This is a genomic window from Listeria monocytogenes (assembly GCF_041765605.1).
GTDB lineage: Bacteria > Bacillota > Bacilli > Lactobacillales > Listeriaceae > Listeria > Listeria monocytogenes_D.
The window spans coordinates 895,846-913,464 of the sequence record NZ_CP168900.1 but is presented as its reverse complement, the minus strand read 5'-3'; the positions used below and the strand labels follow the sequence as shown (position 1 = coordinate 913,464).

The window sequence follows — 17,619 nt, the reverse complement described above, 5'->3', positions numbered from 1 at the left end:
TAAAATCAACCTTTCTTATTAGAAATCCAAGTCTAGTGCATCGTGCGCAGCTTGGCGTTCTGATACAACTTCTTCTTCTTTAATCAAACTCTTCTCATACATTTTGAAGAACGGATAGTACATACAAACGGCTGCTGCGAGAACAAAGATGATTAAAATAATCGCGCGCCAATCCATCGTCGCCAAATACTGTGCGAGTGGAATCGGTGTACCGCCAACATTCGCAATCGGCGGACGAACCCAACCAAAGTGGAACACAAACCATTGCCCTACTGCTAAAATTGGCGTCCCAAGTACGAATGGAATAAATAAATACGGATTAAAACAGATTGGCAAACCGAATACAACTGGTTCAGAAATTGTGAAAATCGCTGGAACAACGGACACTTTTCCGACCGCTTTTAATTCTCTTGATTTACTAAATAACGCAAGGATAACTAATGCACCTGTAATACCAGAACCAGAGAAGCCCATGAAGTAATCCCAGAAGTTTGGCGCAAATACGTGCGGAATTGGTTCTCCTGCCGCATATGCAGCCGCATTCGCTCCTAAATATTGTGTCATAAATGGAAGCACAAAACCAATCAAAATCGCATAACCATTTAGACCGATAAACCAGAATAGCATTTCAAGGAAACAAATAAGGAAAACCGCATAAGGCGTATCAATACTATTAATCGCCGGAGCTAGCATCGTCGTAAAGGCTTCCGGAATGATTTGACCGCTAGTGACACTTTGCATTAAAATACTGAGTCCAACAGCACTAAACAGCAATACAACTAGTGGAATAATTGCTTCAAAAGTAGTCGCAATCCCCGCCGGTAACCCTTTAATTCGAATCGTAATATTTTTTCTAATAAATAAACCGATAAGTTCTACAGAAATCAGCGCTGCAAAAATGGCGATAAATAGCCCTCTTGAATCCAGAAATTCTGTATTAAGCACCCCGTCAACCATTTTCGTATTGAGGATGAGCGTCACCATAACAGCTGCCATCACACTATGTAACACAGGTACTTTCATTTGTTTTGCGTGGCTATAGGAAATGGTTATAGCCGCATAAATCGATAGTAATCCAAACGTAAATTGAAACGGTAAGTTAAGTGCTGCTGCATTTTGAACAAAGAATTCTTTCACAACAGAACCTGCTGGAAACATATTTCCGATTGCTGAAATAATCAGCGAAAATGATCCAATAATTAAAACCGAGATCAAAGCAATCATCCCATTTTTTATTGAGGAAATATGACGTTGTTTTTCAATTCTAGCTGCGACAGGTTCAAAATATTTCTCCATAAAAGCAATAAAACGGTTCATAAAAGATTGTTTGTTTTTACTCGACATGTTGTTTCCCTCCACTTTTTTATTTGTTCAGTTTAAGAATAATTGCGTCTTTTAAAATGTTTGCGCCATTAACAGTGCCGTAATCTTTCGTATCGATGACTTGAATTGGTTTATTATATTCCGCCGCAATTTCACTTAAATGTTTAAGTTGATGTTTGATTTGAGGACCGACTAAAATAACGTCAAAGTCTTCAATATGCTCGCGTAATTCTCCTGCTGGATGCGCCTCAATTTTCACATCTGTATTCGTGAGCTTTTCACTGTTTTGGGCGATTTCCTTCATTTTTGTAACCATTACCCCTGTAGATGCGCCTAAGTTACACACTAAAAGTACATGTAATTGATTGATTTCCATTTACTTTTCCTCCTCTTTTCTTAATGTTTTAATCTCTTGATGCATTTCAATCATTTCTCGAATTAAAGTCGATGCTAAGATGGTATTCATTAAAGTATCTTGCGCATGTACAAGTAAAACGGAAAAATTTGCTTGTTCCCCTCTTGTTTCTTGAATCAGCATTTCCGTTTGTACTTTGTGCGCTTCAATCATTAGATCATCTGCTTCTTTTAAAAGTTGTTCTACTAATTCTGAATCTGATTCTTTTGCGGCCTGTAATGCTTCAATTAATTTAGAAAATGAATCCCCCGCCAGTGAAATTAATGAAAATGATATTTTTTCTATGTCCATTATGAAACCCTCTCTCATTCAAAGATAGCCGACTTAACGTAATGATAAATATCACGTTTTGAGCTAGCCATTTTAATTTTTTGCATTTTTTCCTCGTCCAGCGCTAACTTCATTAATTGTTCCACGATCAAGTGCGCCTCTTTTGTTTTTAAAGCTAAGGTGAAAATGACATGAACCGGCTCCTCGTATCTATCGAAAAACATGATGCCATCCTCAATAATCGTCACTCCAATGCCATCCATCAAAACACCATCACTTGCCCCTGCGTGCGCAATTACTACGCCTGGCGCAACGACCATATACGGCCCGTATGCTTTTAAGTTATGAATGATTTTTTCATGATAACTCGGCTCAATGACTTCTAAATGCTCCAAACATTTTGTTCCAAGCTTAATTGCCTGCCTCCATGTTGGGCATGTTTCTTCCATAACAATCGCTTCTTCTGTAAATTGAAACGGTGGTATCAGCCTTTTTGGTGTTTCACCTTCATCCGATATAAGCGCTTCCAATAAATCGAATTCTAATTTACTTAAATTAGTAATTTGCGTGTTTTCGCCAATAATCGCTAAAATCTTACTGAACTTATTAATAATCTGTTTATCACTTTTGACGAGTTTCATCCGTAAATGCTTTTGCAGTAATTCCATATCCTCTTTTTGCAAATAGCTATGAATCCGGAGCACTTTCGCGTCTTGCATATCTGGTAAATCCACTGTGCTAATCACAAAATCAAAATCAGCCATCATCGCGCGTTTGAACTTTCTGAGGCCAATTGTTTGAATCGACTCAAACTCAAACATACGCTTTAACTGAATCGCAATCATTTTTGAAACAGCGACACCTTCCGGGCAAATAATCAGCAAATTTGGCTTCATTTCAACTGTTTGTTTATTGCGTTGTACCTCAGATGCAAAATAAATAGCTAAAAATGAAATTTCTTGAGAGCTGACAGAAATCGGCAATAACGGCTTGAGTGCATCCAAACTTTCCTTCACACGCATAAAAATTTCTCGATTATCGCGCATAAATTCATTAAAAATCGGATTCTCGATAGTAACTCCGGCGCGAACACGCCTAATCATTAACTTAATGTGTGCTTTGATTTGCGTGAAAAAATCCGTATCGCCATGCACAAAATCCACTTGATAAATTTCACCCATTTTTTCGCAAATACCTGTTACAAATGCTTCAATTACCGCCTCATCTTCACGCCCATATTGATACTGCTTCAAAGACCCAATAATTGTTTCTAACGCCTGATCAAGCTCATCTTTAATCGTAAAATCTGCTGTAAACTGAAAATCCGGTTTGGCTTCATGCTGCTTCAGTAAAATCGCAATTAGCGTTAAGTAAAGCTGCTCATCCATCGCACGTGTCATATTCTCCTCCACCGAATGCGCCTCACGATTCACCTCCTGCAAAATCTCCAGTTCAAAAAGATTATAAAAAAATAACTCGCCTTTTTTAGATAAGCTATTTTCCGAATCTAAAAACTGATAAAATTCGCGGATATTAATAAAACGCAAGAAACTTCTAGCAAAAAGCGATGTTTTCGTAATTAAATTTCCAGTCACTAGAAAGCCATGCCTAGGCTGATGCGATAAATCTAAATTATTTAAAAAAAGTTCTCCTTCAATAGCACGTAGATGATTTAGCACAGAGGATCTGGAAATAAACAGGACTTCTTCAAAATAAGTAACCGGGAGCACTTCTTCACTTAAAAGCAGTTTTAGCAGTAAAAATTGCTGCACTTCTTCTTGGCTGTAACGATATTTTTTCGGCGTAATTTGTTGTTTAAATTTACGCACGACCGGATTTACGATATTCTTTTCCGGAAGTAGCACCCCTTTCCTTGTATGTCTGATAAGAGCTGGTAATGTTTGCTCATGGAGAAAAATATCGATTTTTTCCAAACTATAACGAACACTTCGCTCCGAACAACCAAGCGCGTTAGAAATATAACCAATATTTTTAAAATCTTCCTGCTCCATAAGAAAATCTAAAATTTGAATACACTGCTGATTTAGTTTCATCAGGTATCACTCCTCTTTCTAAATTCAATTTATCATTTTCATGATAGGGCTTACAATAAGCTATATAGCTATTTTTGTCAGATACGTAGGGACAAAAAAACTATCCATTTTACTATAACTGGAAAAAAACCTTGCCGGAATAGGTCGGAGCTACTGAAAGCACAAAAAAAGCCTTCTACATTCACTGTAAAAGGCCTATTATTTGAACTATTTATCTTTTTTCATGTAGAAAGTTAAAATAATTGCGATGAAAACCATTAAAAATCCGACAATCGGGGTATAACCCAAACCAATATATTCCGTAACTAATCCACCAATAAATGCACCCATTGCTATCCCAACATTAAAAGCTGAAATATTAAGTGCCGAAGCCATGCTCACCGTTTCTGGCAAATACCGCTCTGCCAATTGCACGACATATAACTGCAAACCAGACACATTCATAAAGGCAAAAAATCCCATCAACATAATAGTCATTAATCCAAAAATCGCATTGGTCGATGTAAATTGAAGTAATAATAACGTAATCCCTTGCAAACTAAACATCACGAAAAGTGCCTTAGCCGGGCGCTCATTCGCAAAATGCCCACCAATCGTATTCCCAATCGCAACCATCACACCATACACAATGAGTAAAATAACAATCATACTTGTAGAATAGCCCATTCCGCTAAACATCGGCGACAAATACGTATAAACCACAAAAGTACCACCATAACCAAACGCTGTCATGAGTAACACCATCACGATTTTTTTATTAACTAATAATTGTCCAATCGCTTTAAACGAAATACTTTTTCCATTGGATAAGTTTTTCGGAACGAGGAAAAAATTAGCAATAATCGCAATCACGCCAATCGCAACAATAAACAGAAATGACATCCGCCAACCAAATAGTTGCCCGATAAACGTCCCAAGCGGCACCCCTGTCACGGTCGCCACCGTCAACCCTGTAAACATCACCGCAATCGCACTAGCTCGTTTACTCGGATGAACGACATCGGCTGCGATAACAGAAGCAATCGACATAAACACCCCGTGCGCAAACGCCGCAACTACGCGCCCAGTAAGGAGCATTCCAAAACTTACAGCAAATGCCGAGACAAGATTCCCTATCAGAAACACGAGCATGACTAATAATAACAGATTTTTACGATTCATCTTCGCCGTCATAGTTGTTAAAACCGGCGCTCCAACCATCACACCAAGCGCATAAATTGATACAGTCAAACCAGCCGTACTAATTGACACACCCATACTAGAAGAAATCAGCGGAAGCAGCCCCACACTAATAAATTCTGTTGAACCAATCCCAAACGCACTAATCGCAAGCGCTAAAAGTGTCAAATTAGGATTTACTTTTTTCATATCCACATCGTTTCCCCCTAAAAAATTGCAAATTGTTTCGTTCTGTTATACAGTATCTTATATACCGTACAAAATAACAAGAAGGTACTTAAAAGTCATATAGATACTAAAAAGTGCCTATAGGAGGATAATTATGACCAAAGTATATAATATTGGTGTCGAAGCTACACTTGAAGTTATAGGCGGTAAGTGGAAGCCAGTCATCCTTTGCCATTTACGCGAAGGCAAAAAACGAACTGGCGAATTAAAACGACTCATCCCCAACATCACACAAAAAATGCTCACACAACAATTGCGCGAGCTGGAAAAATCTGGAGTTATTGTCCGCAAAGTATATGAACAAATCCCACCGAAAGTCGAGTATTCTTTAAGTGAATACGGCGAATCGTTGTCGGAGATTTTGAACAAACTGTGCTTATGGGGCGAGAATCATGTGGATTTATTGCTGACGAAGAATGAGGATATTGTTTTGTTGAAACGAGATTAGGCTAAGTCTATCCTCATACACATTAAACCTTAAACGTAAATAAATTTATTGATAGTGATATTAATTAGTAAATATTCAACAAGCTCTATATGATTCTTATTAGACATTTTAACTAGAGTAGTTTGGATATTATTAGTTTACGAGATGTAGTAATATGGTTGAAGTAAAATTAGTAGCCTCCAGTTTGGGATAAAAACATTTTGTACTTTAGTGCTATTCTAAAAGCATATCTATCCTAGCTTTAAAAGCTATATCTATATCAATCGTAAATTCATTTTTTTCGAGTATGTTTTTTAATGTGATTTTGTCATTTTCATATACATTTATTTCTTCATCACTTAAATTATTTAATTCCTTTAATGCATTTAAACGTTCTAATAGATAATCCGTAATAAAACCCTGCTGTAAGCATATTAGTGATAAAGACTGGATAACTGAAAAATAATTTTTATATTTTTTTTTCATCATCAAAGTAAAATCTTCCATAGTGGCTGCAGCAGACTGTTCAGGGGTGAATCCATCATCTTTGATGAAGTCATAATAATCCGTTTCCACCAATTTTTTAATATCAATATAACTTAAGTTGTCCATTATTCCCCACCTATTCCGTAAATATATTTAATTTTATATTGGGATACTTTCTTCTGAATTCCAATATAATATTAGTACAACTTTGACAAGTTGCTCGTTCTGTATATAAGTCTATCTGACCTGAAATATTTGGGTCTTGAATTTGTGAAGCAATATCTTCTAATATCTTTGCTTCCGTATCATTATACCTTGGAAATTTGTCTACAGTGTAGGACTCCAAAAGTCTGTTTTCAGGGGTAGGAGAAAATTGAGCTAAATCTGCTCCTTTGCTATCTGGACCGTGAATTTTGCTATGTGCTAAAAATTCATTGGGTAGTCCTTCAATTCTAACGTCAGCCACCGCCATATTCCCTTCATTCCTAAGCTTTGAACTAGGCATTTTAGACCTAAGCATATCAAGTTTATTTTTGAATTTTTCAATCTTACTAATTTTAGCAATATCATCTGCATACTTACCTACATCAGCAACTTCATCTGCATACTTACCTACATCAGCTATGCTATCACCAAAATTAGCGAGTTTTCCTACTTTGCCTAAACCTTTTGTTATAAGGATATCGACTACTATATCAGGAACAACCGCACCTATACTATACATTATACCTTTTTCGTCGAATGTGTCACTAATATCTTGTGCCATTCCTTCAATGATTAAGGCGGGATCTTTCAAAATGCTTGCAAATAAAGAGTGCGTTTCATCAAGTGATGCCAGCACATCTTCTGGAGTCGTTCCAAATGGAGCAGTTAACAAGTAAGTTACACCATTTTTTAAATATTTTATAACACCTGCTACAAGTGTAATGAATCCTCCTACCACTCCGACTAATCCTTTTATCACTCCAGTAAATAGATTATATATGCCTGTCTCTATTCCTAACATAATATCTTTGTTTCGTTCTTCCCAACTTGTGTATCTGTCATAAAGTGTTTCTGAGCGACTTTTAAAATGATCATCCGTATCCTCGAAGGGAGCGATTTGCTGGTCATGAATTTGCCATAAAGCACTAATCTCACCACTAATTCTTGTTTTAAGGTAAGTTATATCCGCTTCGATTTGTTCAGCGATTATATCATTATTTGCATCAGTTTCATATCCTGCGATAGCTGTGTAACCATATCTCGATGGCTTAGTTACATTTACTGCATTTGCACCTTCAATTTGACTAATATTCCACCAAATATCATCACGATCAACTCGCATTAATCCATACTGATTAATAGGGCGTATGTAAGATGTCATATCTCCAATGTAATCACTGATTAAAACATATACATCATTCACTTGTTCTTTATATGTATCAATTGCTGTGATAACATCCTTTTTATCTTGTGAGATGGCTTCAATACTTTTCCCACTTGCATTTGCTAACAGATTATCAATATTATTAACTGATGACTTCATGTTCTCTAATGCGCGCATAAACTGATAAAGTTCGTCACGTATTTGCTCAAGTATTCCGAAGTTGATTTTCAAGTCTCTTTTCATATGTTACTCCTCGGTAAAACGATAATCACCAATTTGATCAATCGCAGCATTAATGTATCGTCGTATGTTTAGTTGTATTTCTTCCATATCATATTGAATGTTTGCATTTTCTAGATCCATCTGACTAAAATTCTTATCCATATGATAAATCATGGTTTCTAATGCTTCTAATACTTGTCTTTGATATAGCGTATAATACATGGTTTATTCCCCCTGATTCGCAAGTTCTTCATCTAGTGTTTCAAACTCATTTGTGAGTACTTGTACTTTCTGACTAAAAGTTTTAATAGTTGCGAGTAACTCAGGACCTGTATCATCAGCCATATTCGTTAAGGTTCCACGCAATGATTCGATAAAGTCAGAGTTGAATCCATCTAGGCGAGGAACTGTTTCTGCAGTAAATCTTGCTGTAAAGGGTTCAAATTGAGTAATTGCCTGTTCTAATTTTGCTGATTCAGAAGCGAACGTTTTATAGTCTACTTTAATTTCACTCATAGTTAACGCCCCCTCCGTTCAATAACCTGTTGTGCTTGCTCTCTTTTTTTGGAATCAATAAATGCAATAGATTGAAAATTTTTTCGTTTGATAAGTTCCTCTTTCATTTCTAACACAAAGGCACGGTCTGTATCATCCTGAAACCCAATATGCTGGACTTCTTCTATAAGTGGAGGAGTAAAATACATCACTCTTTCACCTTCAATTTGTCCGATGGGGTAAATAATCCCTCCGTATGGATAAAAAGTTTCAGTATCAGGAATGCAGGCAAACCGTTGTGTAATAACAAATCGAACTTGTTGAATAGCATCCACTTCGAAAGCTTTCCCTAAGTATTTCTTGTTTAGTATAACTACACTACCTAATGGTAAGTAATCATAAAGATAGTCACAAACCATTTGTATGGCTTGTTTAGCAGCTGATAAAGGTATCTGTAATGTAGATAAACTATCAATAATTTCCAATGTACTTGCTGTTTTCTTGTATACTAATTTTCTTTGTTCGTCTTTTAAGTCGTTGGAAGATTCACCAATCAATAAGCCATGGACGTTATACAAAAACAAACAATTATTCTTATAATTAATAAGCCATTTGTGTAAGTGTATCTCGGTTTCTATCCCGAACAATATTTTCCATTGTTCCCGCATGTTCTGATATAAATAATCCTGAACACTCTCTTTCTTTACTTCCATCTGCTCATTCCTCTCAAGTTAGTATTATGTTAAAAGCGTTTACTATTTAAGTATATCTAAGAAATCACCAGGTTACAACGTGAAATATTTCACATAAATACGGTTAATAATTTTATAAATATCATATATATACTATTTATTTGTTAAATTTAAATAATCACTAAGTGCTTTTTGGAAAATATTACTAGTTTTTTAGAGATAGCTTTTAAACTACCCTTTTATTAAGTTATCTTTCTCAACAACTCATAAAAAAAGAGCCTAAGTTCCCTTAGACTCTCTCATTTAATCAATCATTTTACGGAAATTCAACCGTTTATTTAATAGATACATTAGCGGAATCCCGACGCCCATTACGATGAATTCACTTGCGGCTGTTGTTGCCCAAGTAATTAGGAACGGTAAGTCAAAAACAATCACTAGCTCCCATGCGATAATCGCCATCGTTAGCGAGAAGAGAATCGTATTAATAATCATCCGCGGAATAATTCCTTTAACGTATTTAGAAATTCCAATCATTAGTAAAAGCGAGATAGCCGATTGTGCTACGCCAAAAACTAAATCAATCCACCCTAATCCAGAAAAGAATAAATTCGTAATAAAAACACCTACGATAATACCCCAAAAATATTTTTTATTAAAGACGATTAGATGATTAAAGATTTCTGGTATTCTAAATTGTAATGCCATAAACCCAATTGGTGCAACAATCATCCCAAGCACTACATACAGTGCGGCAATAATTGCATTCACCGTCAAAATTTTCATTTTCATTATTTTTCCTCCTAGTTTTTTTACGTGGGATGGTATGAATGAACCACGTGTGGCAATTTTGCCAACATGCTATTTTCTCATATTTGGAAGTTAATGTAAATGAATTATTGCACATAAAAAACGGCTACTTAGAGTATAGCCGTTTTTTTATCTGCTATGTTTTCCATTCAACCTTTTACCTACAAAATAAAGAACTATTGATAGAATTACTAATGAAATAAATCCTATATTTTTAGGGAGAATTTCTTTCATGACAATGAGGTAAGTCCACCCTAAAACGATGACTGCTACTACAATATATTCGATAATTTTGTTTATCTTCATGACGAGCGCCACACTCCCGTATCCTTAACATTAGTATTTATAAAAAAATAGACTGTAGATAAAGTTAAAAACTTCTTTATCTACAGTCTATCTATATGGTAACTATTTGTCTAATAATCTTATTTAGATTTTTGTGAGTAGTTGCCTTTGTTGCCGCCGCTGCGTTGTTCTCCGCCGCCACGACGATCACGATTGCCGCCACCGCCAGAGCCGCTTCCGCCGCCACTACGACGACCTTTGCCGCTGTTGTTACGATCGCGGTAGCTTCCGCCTTTGCCGCTTCCGCCGCGATAGCCGCCACCTTTACCGCCTTTACCATTTTTACCTTTGTAGCCACCGCCACCACGAGATGGTAATGGACGCTCTTCAGTAATATGGACAGGAGTTTTGTCTGGCTCTTTCGCTAACATTTTAAGCATTGCTGCTGCGATGTCAGTTGCATCGTATTTTTCAAGAAGTTCGTTAGCAAACGTTTTGTAGTCAGCTAAGTTTTCTTCTGTGATTGCTTCTTGAATTTTTTCAGTTGCTACGCGTAATTGGCCTGCAAATGCTTCGTCCCATGTAGGAGCTTGAAGTGGTTGCATACGTTTTTTCGTAGTTTCTTCCACAATACGTAAATAACCCATTTCACGAGGTTGTACGAAAGTAATCGCCATACCTTCTTTACCAGCACGACCAGTACGACCGATACGGTGAACATAGCTTTCTGGATCTTGTGGAATATCATAGTTATATACATGTGTTACGCCGGAAATATCAAGTCCACGAGCTGCTACGTCTGTTGCAACTAGAACATCAATTTTTCCTTCTTTAAATTTGCGTAGTACACTCATACGTTTTGCTTGCGTTAAGTCACCGTGGATACCTTCAGCCACGTAACCACGCATATCAAGCGCGCGAGATAGTTCGTCTACACGACGTTTCGTACGACCGAAAACAATAGCTAGTTCTGGTGCTTGAACATCTAATAAACGAGATAATACGTCAAATTTTTCTTTTTCGTGCACTTTTACGAAGAATTGTTCGATTAATAGTGCAGTCATTTCTTTCGCTTTAATGCGAATAAGTTCTGGGCTATGCATGAAACGTTCACCGATACGGCGAATTGGATCAGGCATTGTTGCAGAAAATAGTAAAGTTTGACGTTCTGCTGGTACTTCTTTTAGAATAGTTTCGATATCATCAATGAAGCCCATGTTTAGCATTTCGTCTGCTTCATCTAGTACAAGTGTTTCCACGTGGTCTAGTTTCAGTGTGCGACGGTTAATATGATCCAAAATACGTCCTGGCGTACCAACTACGATTTGTGGGTTTTTCTTAAGTGAACGGATTTGACGGCTGATATCGCTACCACCGTAAACCGCTAGCACACGTACATGTTTGTCATAGCTAAGTTTATAAAGCTCTTCAGAAACTTGGATTGCAAGTTCACGTGTTGGAGCAATAATTAAAGCTTGTACGTTGTTACTCTTTTGATCAATTTTGTGAATCATTGGAAGACCAAAAGCGGCTGTTTTACCAGTACCTGTTTGTGCTTGCCCGATTAAGTCTTTACCTGCTAGTCCTAGTGGAATTGTCTTTTCTTGGATTGGTGTTGCTTCTTCAAACCCCATCCGATTTACTGATTTTACAATTTTTTCGTCCAGTCCGAACTCCGAAAATTTTGTCAATGTCATTTCTCCTTTACCTGTTTAAAGTTTGGTAGGAGAGCTACTTTTATAATTCATCACAATACGCTTATTACGATTGTTTGTCTGTTCATTTGCAGTTGTTTTTATGAAAACTGCTATCTTTCATTTTCATTTTTCTGCAATAGAAAAGCCTGGGCGCACCAAGCAAAATGATTCACGGCATCAGAAAATTTCTCTGCCATTATAGCAGTTCTAACGCATCAAATAAAAAAGCCCTCATTAATCACTAGGCTAAATATAAACCTAATAAACTTCCATCTATCATCATAACACACTAACTATTTCTTTTCAACGTCAAAAGCTTATCTTTCCTTGCTATTATCGAATAAAAAAACTTAATTCTTTTTAAATGTACGCTTATCCGGGTTTTTCATCGATTTTTATAGATAAATCTTTTAAAAAAAGCTGAAAATCGTCCGAAAACAATTTCCAGCTTTTTATTAATCCCATTTGGCTAAAACGCGTTTTTTCAACTCATCCATAGCTTTTGTCGCTATTTCTTCTGTTTCACCGATTGTTTGGAAATAGATTTTGCATTTCGGTTCCGTTCCAGAAGGACGTATTGCAAACCAGGCGTTATCGTTTAAGTAAAATTTTAAAACATTTTCTTTTGGTAACTCTATGTTTGTCATTTCCATCGTTGAAAGATTGATTCGCTTACTCGTTAGAAAGTCCTCTAAAACCGTTATGCCGGGAATACAAGTTGGCTCTTTGCGCAAAGCGTCTATTACTTGATTCATTTTAGCAGTTCCATCGCTATCATCTAGCGTAATCGTGTGCAAGTGTTCTTTATGATAGCCGAACTTTTCATATAAATTTGTTAGTTTTTGAAGAAGTGTTGTTCCTTCTTTTTTATAGAAAAGGGCCATTTCTGCTGTAAGTAATGCTGCTTGCACGGCGTCCTTGTCCCGAACAAATGGCGCGATTAAATAACCGTAACTTTCTTCGTATCCAAAAAGGAAGTTTTTTTCCGTACCTTCCATTTCGGCTATTTTTTCACCGATGTATTTGAATCCAGTAAGCGTTTGGATATGATTAATTCCAAAGTCATGCGCGATTCTTCCACCTAAGTCCCCAGTGACAATTGTATTAATCATCGTATCCGCCCCAGTTACCGACGTTTTGGCTTCTAAAATATACTGTAAAAGCAATGCGCCTAGCTGATTTCCGGTTAAAATTTGGTACGTAGCTTGCTTGGTTAAAACAGCTACTCCCAGTCTGTCAGCATCCGGATCTGTCGCCAAAATAATATCGGCTTGTATTTCTTTCGCTTGCTTTTTGGCTAGTTCGAAACTATTTTCTTCTTCCGGATTAGGGGAAATGACTGTTGGGAAATCCCCGTCAGGCTCACTTTGCTCGGCAATTATAGTCGTTTCCGAAAATCCATTTTCCAAAAGTCCGCGCATGACAAGTTCTTTTCCAGCACCATGAAGCGGCGTGTAACAAATCCGTAGTTCATTCCCGTAATCAGCAAGTAAATTAGGGCGAGAAACGACTGCTGTTAGAGCTTTTAAATAAGCATCGTCCATTTCTTTTCCTAGCGTCATAACGAGTGGATTGGTTAATTCGCGCACTGGTATGGTAAAGATATCCGTTATGTTTTCTAAATAGCCAGCAATTTCCTGCGCTACACCCAATGTAATTTGGCAGCCATTTTTATCATATACTTTGAAACCGTTATAGATGGAAGGATTGTGGCTTGCGGTAATTACCACGCCAGCGAATGCTCCCTTTTCTCGAACGCAAAAAGATAGCGCTGGTGTTGGGCGAATCGTAGCGGATAAATAAACTTTGATTCCCTGCGCCGCCAGGACCTTTGCCGTTTCCTTCGCAAAAGCACCCGAATGATGTCTGGAGTCATAAGCAATCGCAACGCCCATTTCGGCTCCTCCGTTTGCGACAACATAATCTCCCAAACCTTTCGCTACTCGTCTAATGGTAAATAGATTGATGCGTTTCGTGCCAACGCCCATTTTACCGCGCATCCCGCCAGTCCCAAAGGTTAAATAACCATCAAATCGTTCCTGCTCCTGTTCCACTTGTTCTAATTCACGGCGCCACTCATCTGATAAATCGGCATTTTGCCAAGCGTTCAAATGTTGTTGCCAAATCATTTGTTTTCCACTTCTAACTGATGTAAGATTTCACTGATTTTCATGTCACAGCCCGCCATAGAAGTATCCGCCACGCCGTAATACATATGTAGCGTATCACCTTCTTGAATGGCCCCACATGCGAAAACAACGTCACCGAAGAAGCCATTTTTCTCATAATCGGCAACTGGTTCTAAAATAGGCGTTTTCGTTCTTTTTAATACAATCGTTGGGTCGTTTAAATCAAGAAGCGCCGCGCCCATTACGTAACGGTTTTCTTCTGTTGCTCCGTGATACAAAATCAGCCAACCTTCTTCTGTTTTAATCGGCACACATCCGCCGCCAACTCGGCCACTATCATATTCACCAGGACGAATTCCAAGCAAATGACGATGATCGCCAAAACTGCGCAAATCTGGAGAAGAAGCAATCCAAATATCTAAATTACCAATACTTTTCAAACTTGGACGATGTAAGGCATAATATTTTCCGTTAATTTTTTCTGGAAAAATTAGTACATCTTTATTTTCAGGAGCAAAGATATTTCCTTGATACTCCAAATTTTCGAAGTCTTTTGTGGTCACTAATGCATCCGCTACACCAAACTCAGATACCGCACTAAAATTCACGTGATATGTATCCCCGATTTGCGTCACACGAGCATCTTCAATTCCAAATGTCTGATACTCATTAAACGGATATAAAAACGGTTTTTCATCCAATGTAAACTGATGACCATCTTTACTACGAGCAATTCGAATATACGATAGCGATGTTAAATACGAAAAACCTTCTAATTTTGCTTTGCTGCGAATCATTCGTGGATCTTCAAAATCATAATTTTCATCATCTAATCGGAATGGTTGTAATTCTAATTCTTTACTCTTCGCATTATAAACTGGTGCAAGGACTACTTCTGGATCCTCACTGACTGGTTTTTCTGCCACACGAAGAAGTAAAAGCACTTCGCCGTTATATTCGGCAACACCAGCGTTAAAAGCGCCAATCACTTCAAAACCTTCATGGATTGGTTTTACGTCCAAAGGTGTAATTAATGGGTTTTCTTCATAACGATAAATATTCATTTCTATTCAAAACTCCTACTATTAGTTATTTTTAAATGGATCAGGAATTGTTAATTTTTGTGCATCAGAATCGCCAATTCCCGCATAAAGTGTAGCTGTACCGTCCGTATTTCTGATTAAACCGCCGCTGAAAACAACATCCGCTAAATCAGGTCTTTTCGGCTCACTAGGGGCAAAATTAGCACGTTCGGCGATTATTTTTTCTTGCTCGATTTGAGAAAAATCTTCATTCAATTGAAAAGAACACGCATAATAATGACGATTACCTGCTTCATCAAAACAAGCGATGTGACCAAGCACGCCAATTCTCTCATCTTCTAACAAATGAAGCTCATTTCCGCCACCCCATTCCTCTCCTGAAAAATTCCGTTTCAAAAGTGGTGCAGCTTCCATTTTCTCTATCGTTAATTCTGTTAGTGAATCCATAACGATTGCGCCGATTTTCCCGCGACCGCCCTTTTCACCTTGTGGTCTTGTTAATACTAAAATTCGTCCGTCTGCCAATTCTTTGATGCGCAAATCTTTCATCCCAATTGGTCCGGCAAGAATTTGCTCAAAATCAGTAAGCGAGGTTGCCCGATATAAATTAGTACGCCAATCTAACATAGTCGGGTCCGTTTCTTTCGGGAAAACTTCTACTCCGCCAATAATCAGCTCACCCTGAACAAATGTAACAAATGGATCTTGTAGCGCTAAAACAGTCGTATTTTCAACCAATTGATATATATCCGTCTCTGTTTTTTCAAAAAAGCGTACTTCCGAAAACTCGCTATCACGCGACTCCACTCGACCTGCAATATATTCTTGTCCTAGCCAATGAAATGGTGCCGTAATATTGTATACATCTTTGTCGCGAGCACCATTTAACGTGATACGTGTCCCAAACGCAGCACTATTTTCCCGGTAAACTTGCAACAAATTTTCGATTGTATTCATTTTATTCCTCCACTCTAAGCGCAATTCCAGTATACGCGCCCATTCTAATACCATTTTCTACCATCATTGCTTCTCCAAAAACAAGCTGATAGTTCCCCTGAAGCGGATAAGTTACCTCTTCCTCACCAAAATGAAGTAAAAAGATAAATTCACCTCGCTGATAACTGAGTACTTCTCCATCCAACTTCAAAAAAGTATATTCCATCTCTTTAAAATCATTTTCTTTACGAAATGCGAGTAATGCTTGATAAAAATCCCACATCATCCGTGCTTCTTCTTCCGGCAAAGTCGCCATTTTAATCCACGGCTCGCCTAGAGTATATGGCTTTCCATCTGGAAAAATCATCGGCCCACGTGCTTTGTCACGCGTTTTTTCAATAGCGATTTCGAGTGCTTGTTTTTCATCTGTACCAGTTTGTAAAGCTTGATAGTACGCCGCTGTTCCTTGAATATCGCGCATCTCTTTTACGGAAGAAAACGTTAAATCAGGCATACCCACCTCTTCTCCGTAGTATATAAACGGCACGCCTTTCGCAGTTAACATTAAAAATGCGAGCAACTGGGTCTTTACTAAGTCTCCAGATGCGAGGCGACTTCTGAACCTGCTCATATCATGACTTCCAAAGAAAAGCGTCGGCCACTGCCCTTCGTTTAATGCCGTTTCCATCTCATTCAATGTCGTAAATACAGATTTTGCATCTAACTGATCAACACTGCCAAAATTAAAATTAAACGTGACATCTAGCATTTTTTTCGAGCTATATCGCGCAATTTCAGGTAATTTATCCGAGCTAATTTCGCCTACTAAAAACACGTCGCGCTCTTTTCGACAAAAGGAAGCGATATCCTCTAACGCTTGTTCTAATCCACTCTGATTACGGTCATACACATGCTCCATTTCACCAGATGCGACTGGATTATCCGAAAATTCAAGTACGAGCGTTAAATTATTGATAACATCTAACCTGAATCCCGCCACTCCCTCATTCAACCAAAACGCTAAAACTTGCTCCATTTCTGCGCGAACAGCTTCATTCGCCCAGTTTAAGTCAGCCTGTTCTTTTGCAAAACTATGATAGTAATACTCGCCAGTAAGTTCATCCATTTCCCAAGCAGAACCACCAAAAAACGATTCCCAATTATTTGGTTTTTCTCGCCAAATATAATAATCTCGTTTAGGATTCGTCTTACTACTACGCGACTCCTTAAACCAAGTATGCTCTGTTGACGAATGATTTAATACTAAGTCGATAATAACTTTTATTCCTCTTGCATCTGCCGCTTTCATAAACGCTCGAAAATCAGTCATATCGCCGTAATCCGGGTTAATATCGCAGTAATCAGACACATCATAACCATTATCCACTTGTGGTGAAGGATAAAATGGAGTAAGCCAAATACCATCAATTCCCAAATCCACCAGATAATCTAATCTGCTCGTTAAACCTTTAAAATCACCCAAACCATCACCATTACTATCTTGAAATGATTTCATATAAATTTCATAAAACACACTACGACGCCAAAACTCCAAGTTT

Annotated in this window: 18 protein-coding genes and 1 riboswitch; of the genes, 1 reads left to right on the top strand and 17 read right to left on the bottom strand. The window is 37.7% G+C overall.

What is annotated here, in order from left to right:
- Positions 1-18: 18 nt before the first annotated feature.
- The 5 genes from AB2Q86_RS04565 to AB2Q86_RS04545 form a co-directional block, all read right to left on the bottom strand.
- Complete coding sequence (locus AB2Q86_RS04565) at positions 19-1,344, bottom strand: PTS sugar transporter subunit IIC (RefSeq protein WP_003721442.1); 1,326 nt, start codon at positions 1,342-1,344, stop codon at positions 19-21.
- 19 nt (positions 1,345-1,363) lie between these two features.
- Positions 1,364-1,699 (bottom strand): PTS sugar transporter subunit IIB, encoded by a 336-nt coding sequence (locus tag AB2Q86_RS04560; RefSeq protein WP_003721441.1) that lies wholly within the window; start codon positions 1,697-1,699, stop codon positions 1,364-1,366.
- Positions 1,700-2,029: a PTS lactose/cellobiose transporter subunit IIA gene (locus AB2Q86_RS04555; RefSeq protein WP_003721440.1), complete on the bottom strand. Its 330-nt coding sequence runs from the start codon at positions 2,027-2,029 to the stop codon at positions 1,700-1,702.
- A gap of 14 nt (positions 2,030-2,043) precedes the next feature.
- Entirely contained in the window at positions 2,044-4,062 is a 2,019-nt protein-coding gene (locus tag AB2Q86_RS04550; protein ID WP_012581670.1) for a BglG family transcription antiterminator, read from the bottom strand.
- A gap of 207 nt (positions 4,063-4,269) precedes the next feature.
- Positions 4,270-5,436, bottom strand: coding sequence for an MFS transporter (locus tag AB2Q86_RS04545; protein ID WP_012581671.1), 1,167 nt, complete (start codon positions 5,434-5,436; stop codon positions 4,270-4,272).
- Between the two features lie 127 nt (positions 5,437-5,563).
- Between AB2Q86_RS04545 and AB2Q86_RS04540 the strand changes: the two genes are divergently transcribed.
- A complete protein-coding gene (locus tag AB2Q86_RS04540; RefSeq protein ID WP_003727117.1) occupies positions 5,564-5,917 on the top strand; it encodes a helix-turn-helix domain-containing protein in 354 nt (117 codons plus the stop codon).
- 213 nt (positions 5,918-6,130) lie between these two features.
- Here AB2Q86_RS04540 and AB2Q86_RS04535 read toward each other — a convergent pair whose 3' ends face one another.
- The 12 genes from AB2Q86_RS04535 to AB2Q86_RS04480 form a co-directional block, all read right to left on the bottom strand.
- Entirely contained in the window at positions 6,131-6,508 is a 378-nt protein-coding gene (locus tag AB2Q86_RS04535; protein ID WP_014589027.1) for a hypothetical protein, read from the bottom strand.
- A gap of 10 nt (positions 6,509-6,518) precedes the next feature.
- Complete coding sequence (locus AB2Q86_RS04530) at positions 6,519-7,994, bottom strand: deaminase domain-containing protein (RefSeq protein WP_012581673.1); 1,476 nt, start codon at positions 7,992-7,994, stop codon at positions 6,519-6,521.
- Between the two features lie 3 nt (positions 7,995-7,997).
- A complete protein-coding gene (locus AB2Q86_RS04525) occupies positions 7,998-8,195 on the bottom strand; it encodes a hypothetical protein (protein WP_003736050.1) in 198 nt (65 codons plus the stop codon).
- A gap of 3 nt (positions 8,196-8,198) precedes the next feature.
- Entirely contained in the window at positions 8,199-8,489 is a 291-nt protein-coding gene (locus AB2Q86_RS04520; protein ID WP_003736049.1) for a hypothetical protein, read from the bottom strand.
- Positions 8,490-8,491: 2 nt separating this feature from the next.
- The gene (locus tag AB2Q86_RS04515; protein ID WP_003761254.1) at positions 8,492-9,181 is read right to left on the bottom strand and encodes a DUF4176 domain-containing protein; all 690 of its coding nucleotides are present in this window, start codon (positions 9,179-9,181) and stop codon (positions 8,492-8,494) included.
- A gap of 282 nt (positions 9,182-9,463) precedes the next feature.
- Positions 9,464-9,952: a QueT transporter family protein gene (locus AB2Q86_RS04510; RefSeq protein WP_003724800.1), complete on the bottom strand. Its 489-nt coding sequence runs from the start codon at positions 9,950-9,952 to the stop codon at positions 9,464-9,466.
- Between the two features lie 5 nt (positions 9,953-9,957).
- Positions 9,958-10,005, bottom strand: a riboswitch (PreQ1 riboswitch).
- Between the two features lie 94 nt (positions 10,006-10,099).
- Positions 10,100-10,276, bottom strand: coding sequence for a hypothetical protein (locus AB2Q86_RS04505; protein WP_077904944.1), 177 nt, complete (start codon positions 10,274-10,276; stop codon positions 10,100-10,102).
- Positions 10,277-10,395: 119 nt separating this feature from the next.
- The gene (gene cshA, locus AB2Q86_RS04500) at positions 10,396-11,946 is read right to left on the bottom strand and encodes an ATP-dependent RNA helicase CshA (protein WP_003729443.1); all 1,551 of its coding nucleotides are present in this window, start codon (positions 11,944-11,946) and stop codon (positions 10,396-10,398) included.
- Positions 11,947-12,407: 461 nt separating this feature from the next.
- A complete protein-coding gene (locus AB2Q86_RS04495) occupies positions 12,408-14,081 on the bottom strand; it encodes a phospho-sugar mutase (RefSeq protein WP_012581674.1) in 1,674 nt (557 codons plus the stop codon).
- A complete protein-coding gene (locus tag AB2Q86_RS04490) occupies positions 14,078-15,145 on the bottom strand; it encodes a glycoside hydrolase family 130 protein (RefSeq protein WP_012581675.1) in 1,068 nt (355 codons plus the stop codon). The genes AB2Q86_RS04495 and AB2Q86_RS04490 overlap by 4 nt, the downstream gene beginning before the upstream one ends.
- 21 nt (positions 15,146-15,166) lie before the next feature.
- Entirely contained in the window at positions 15,167-16,081 is a 915-nt protein-coding gene (locus AB2Q86_RS04485; RefSeq protein WP_012581676.1) for a DUF1861 family protein, read from the bottom strand.
- Between the two features lies 1 nt (position 16,082).
- Positions 16,083-17,615 (bottom strand): alpha-amylase family glycosyl hydrolase, encoded by a 1,533-nt coding sequence (locus tag AB2Q86_RS04480; RefSeq protein WP_012581677.1) that lies wholly within the window; start codon positions 17,613-17,615, stop codon positions 16,083-16,085.
- Between the last annotated feature and the right edge of the window lie 4 nt (positions 17,616-17,619).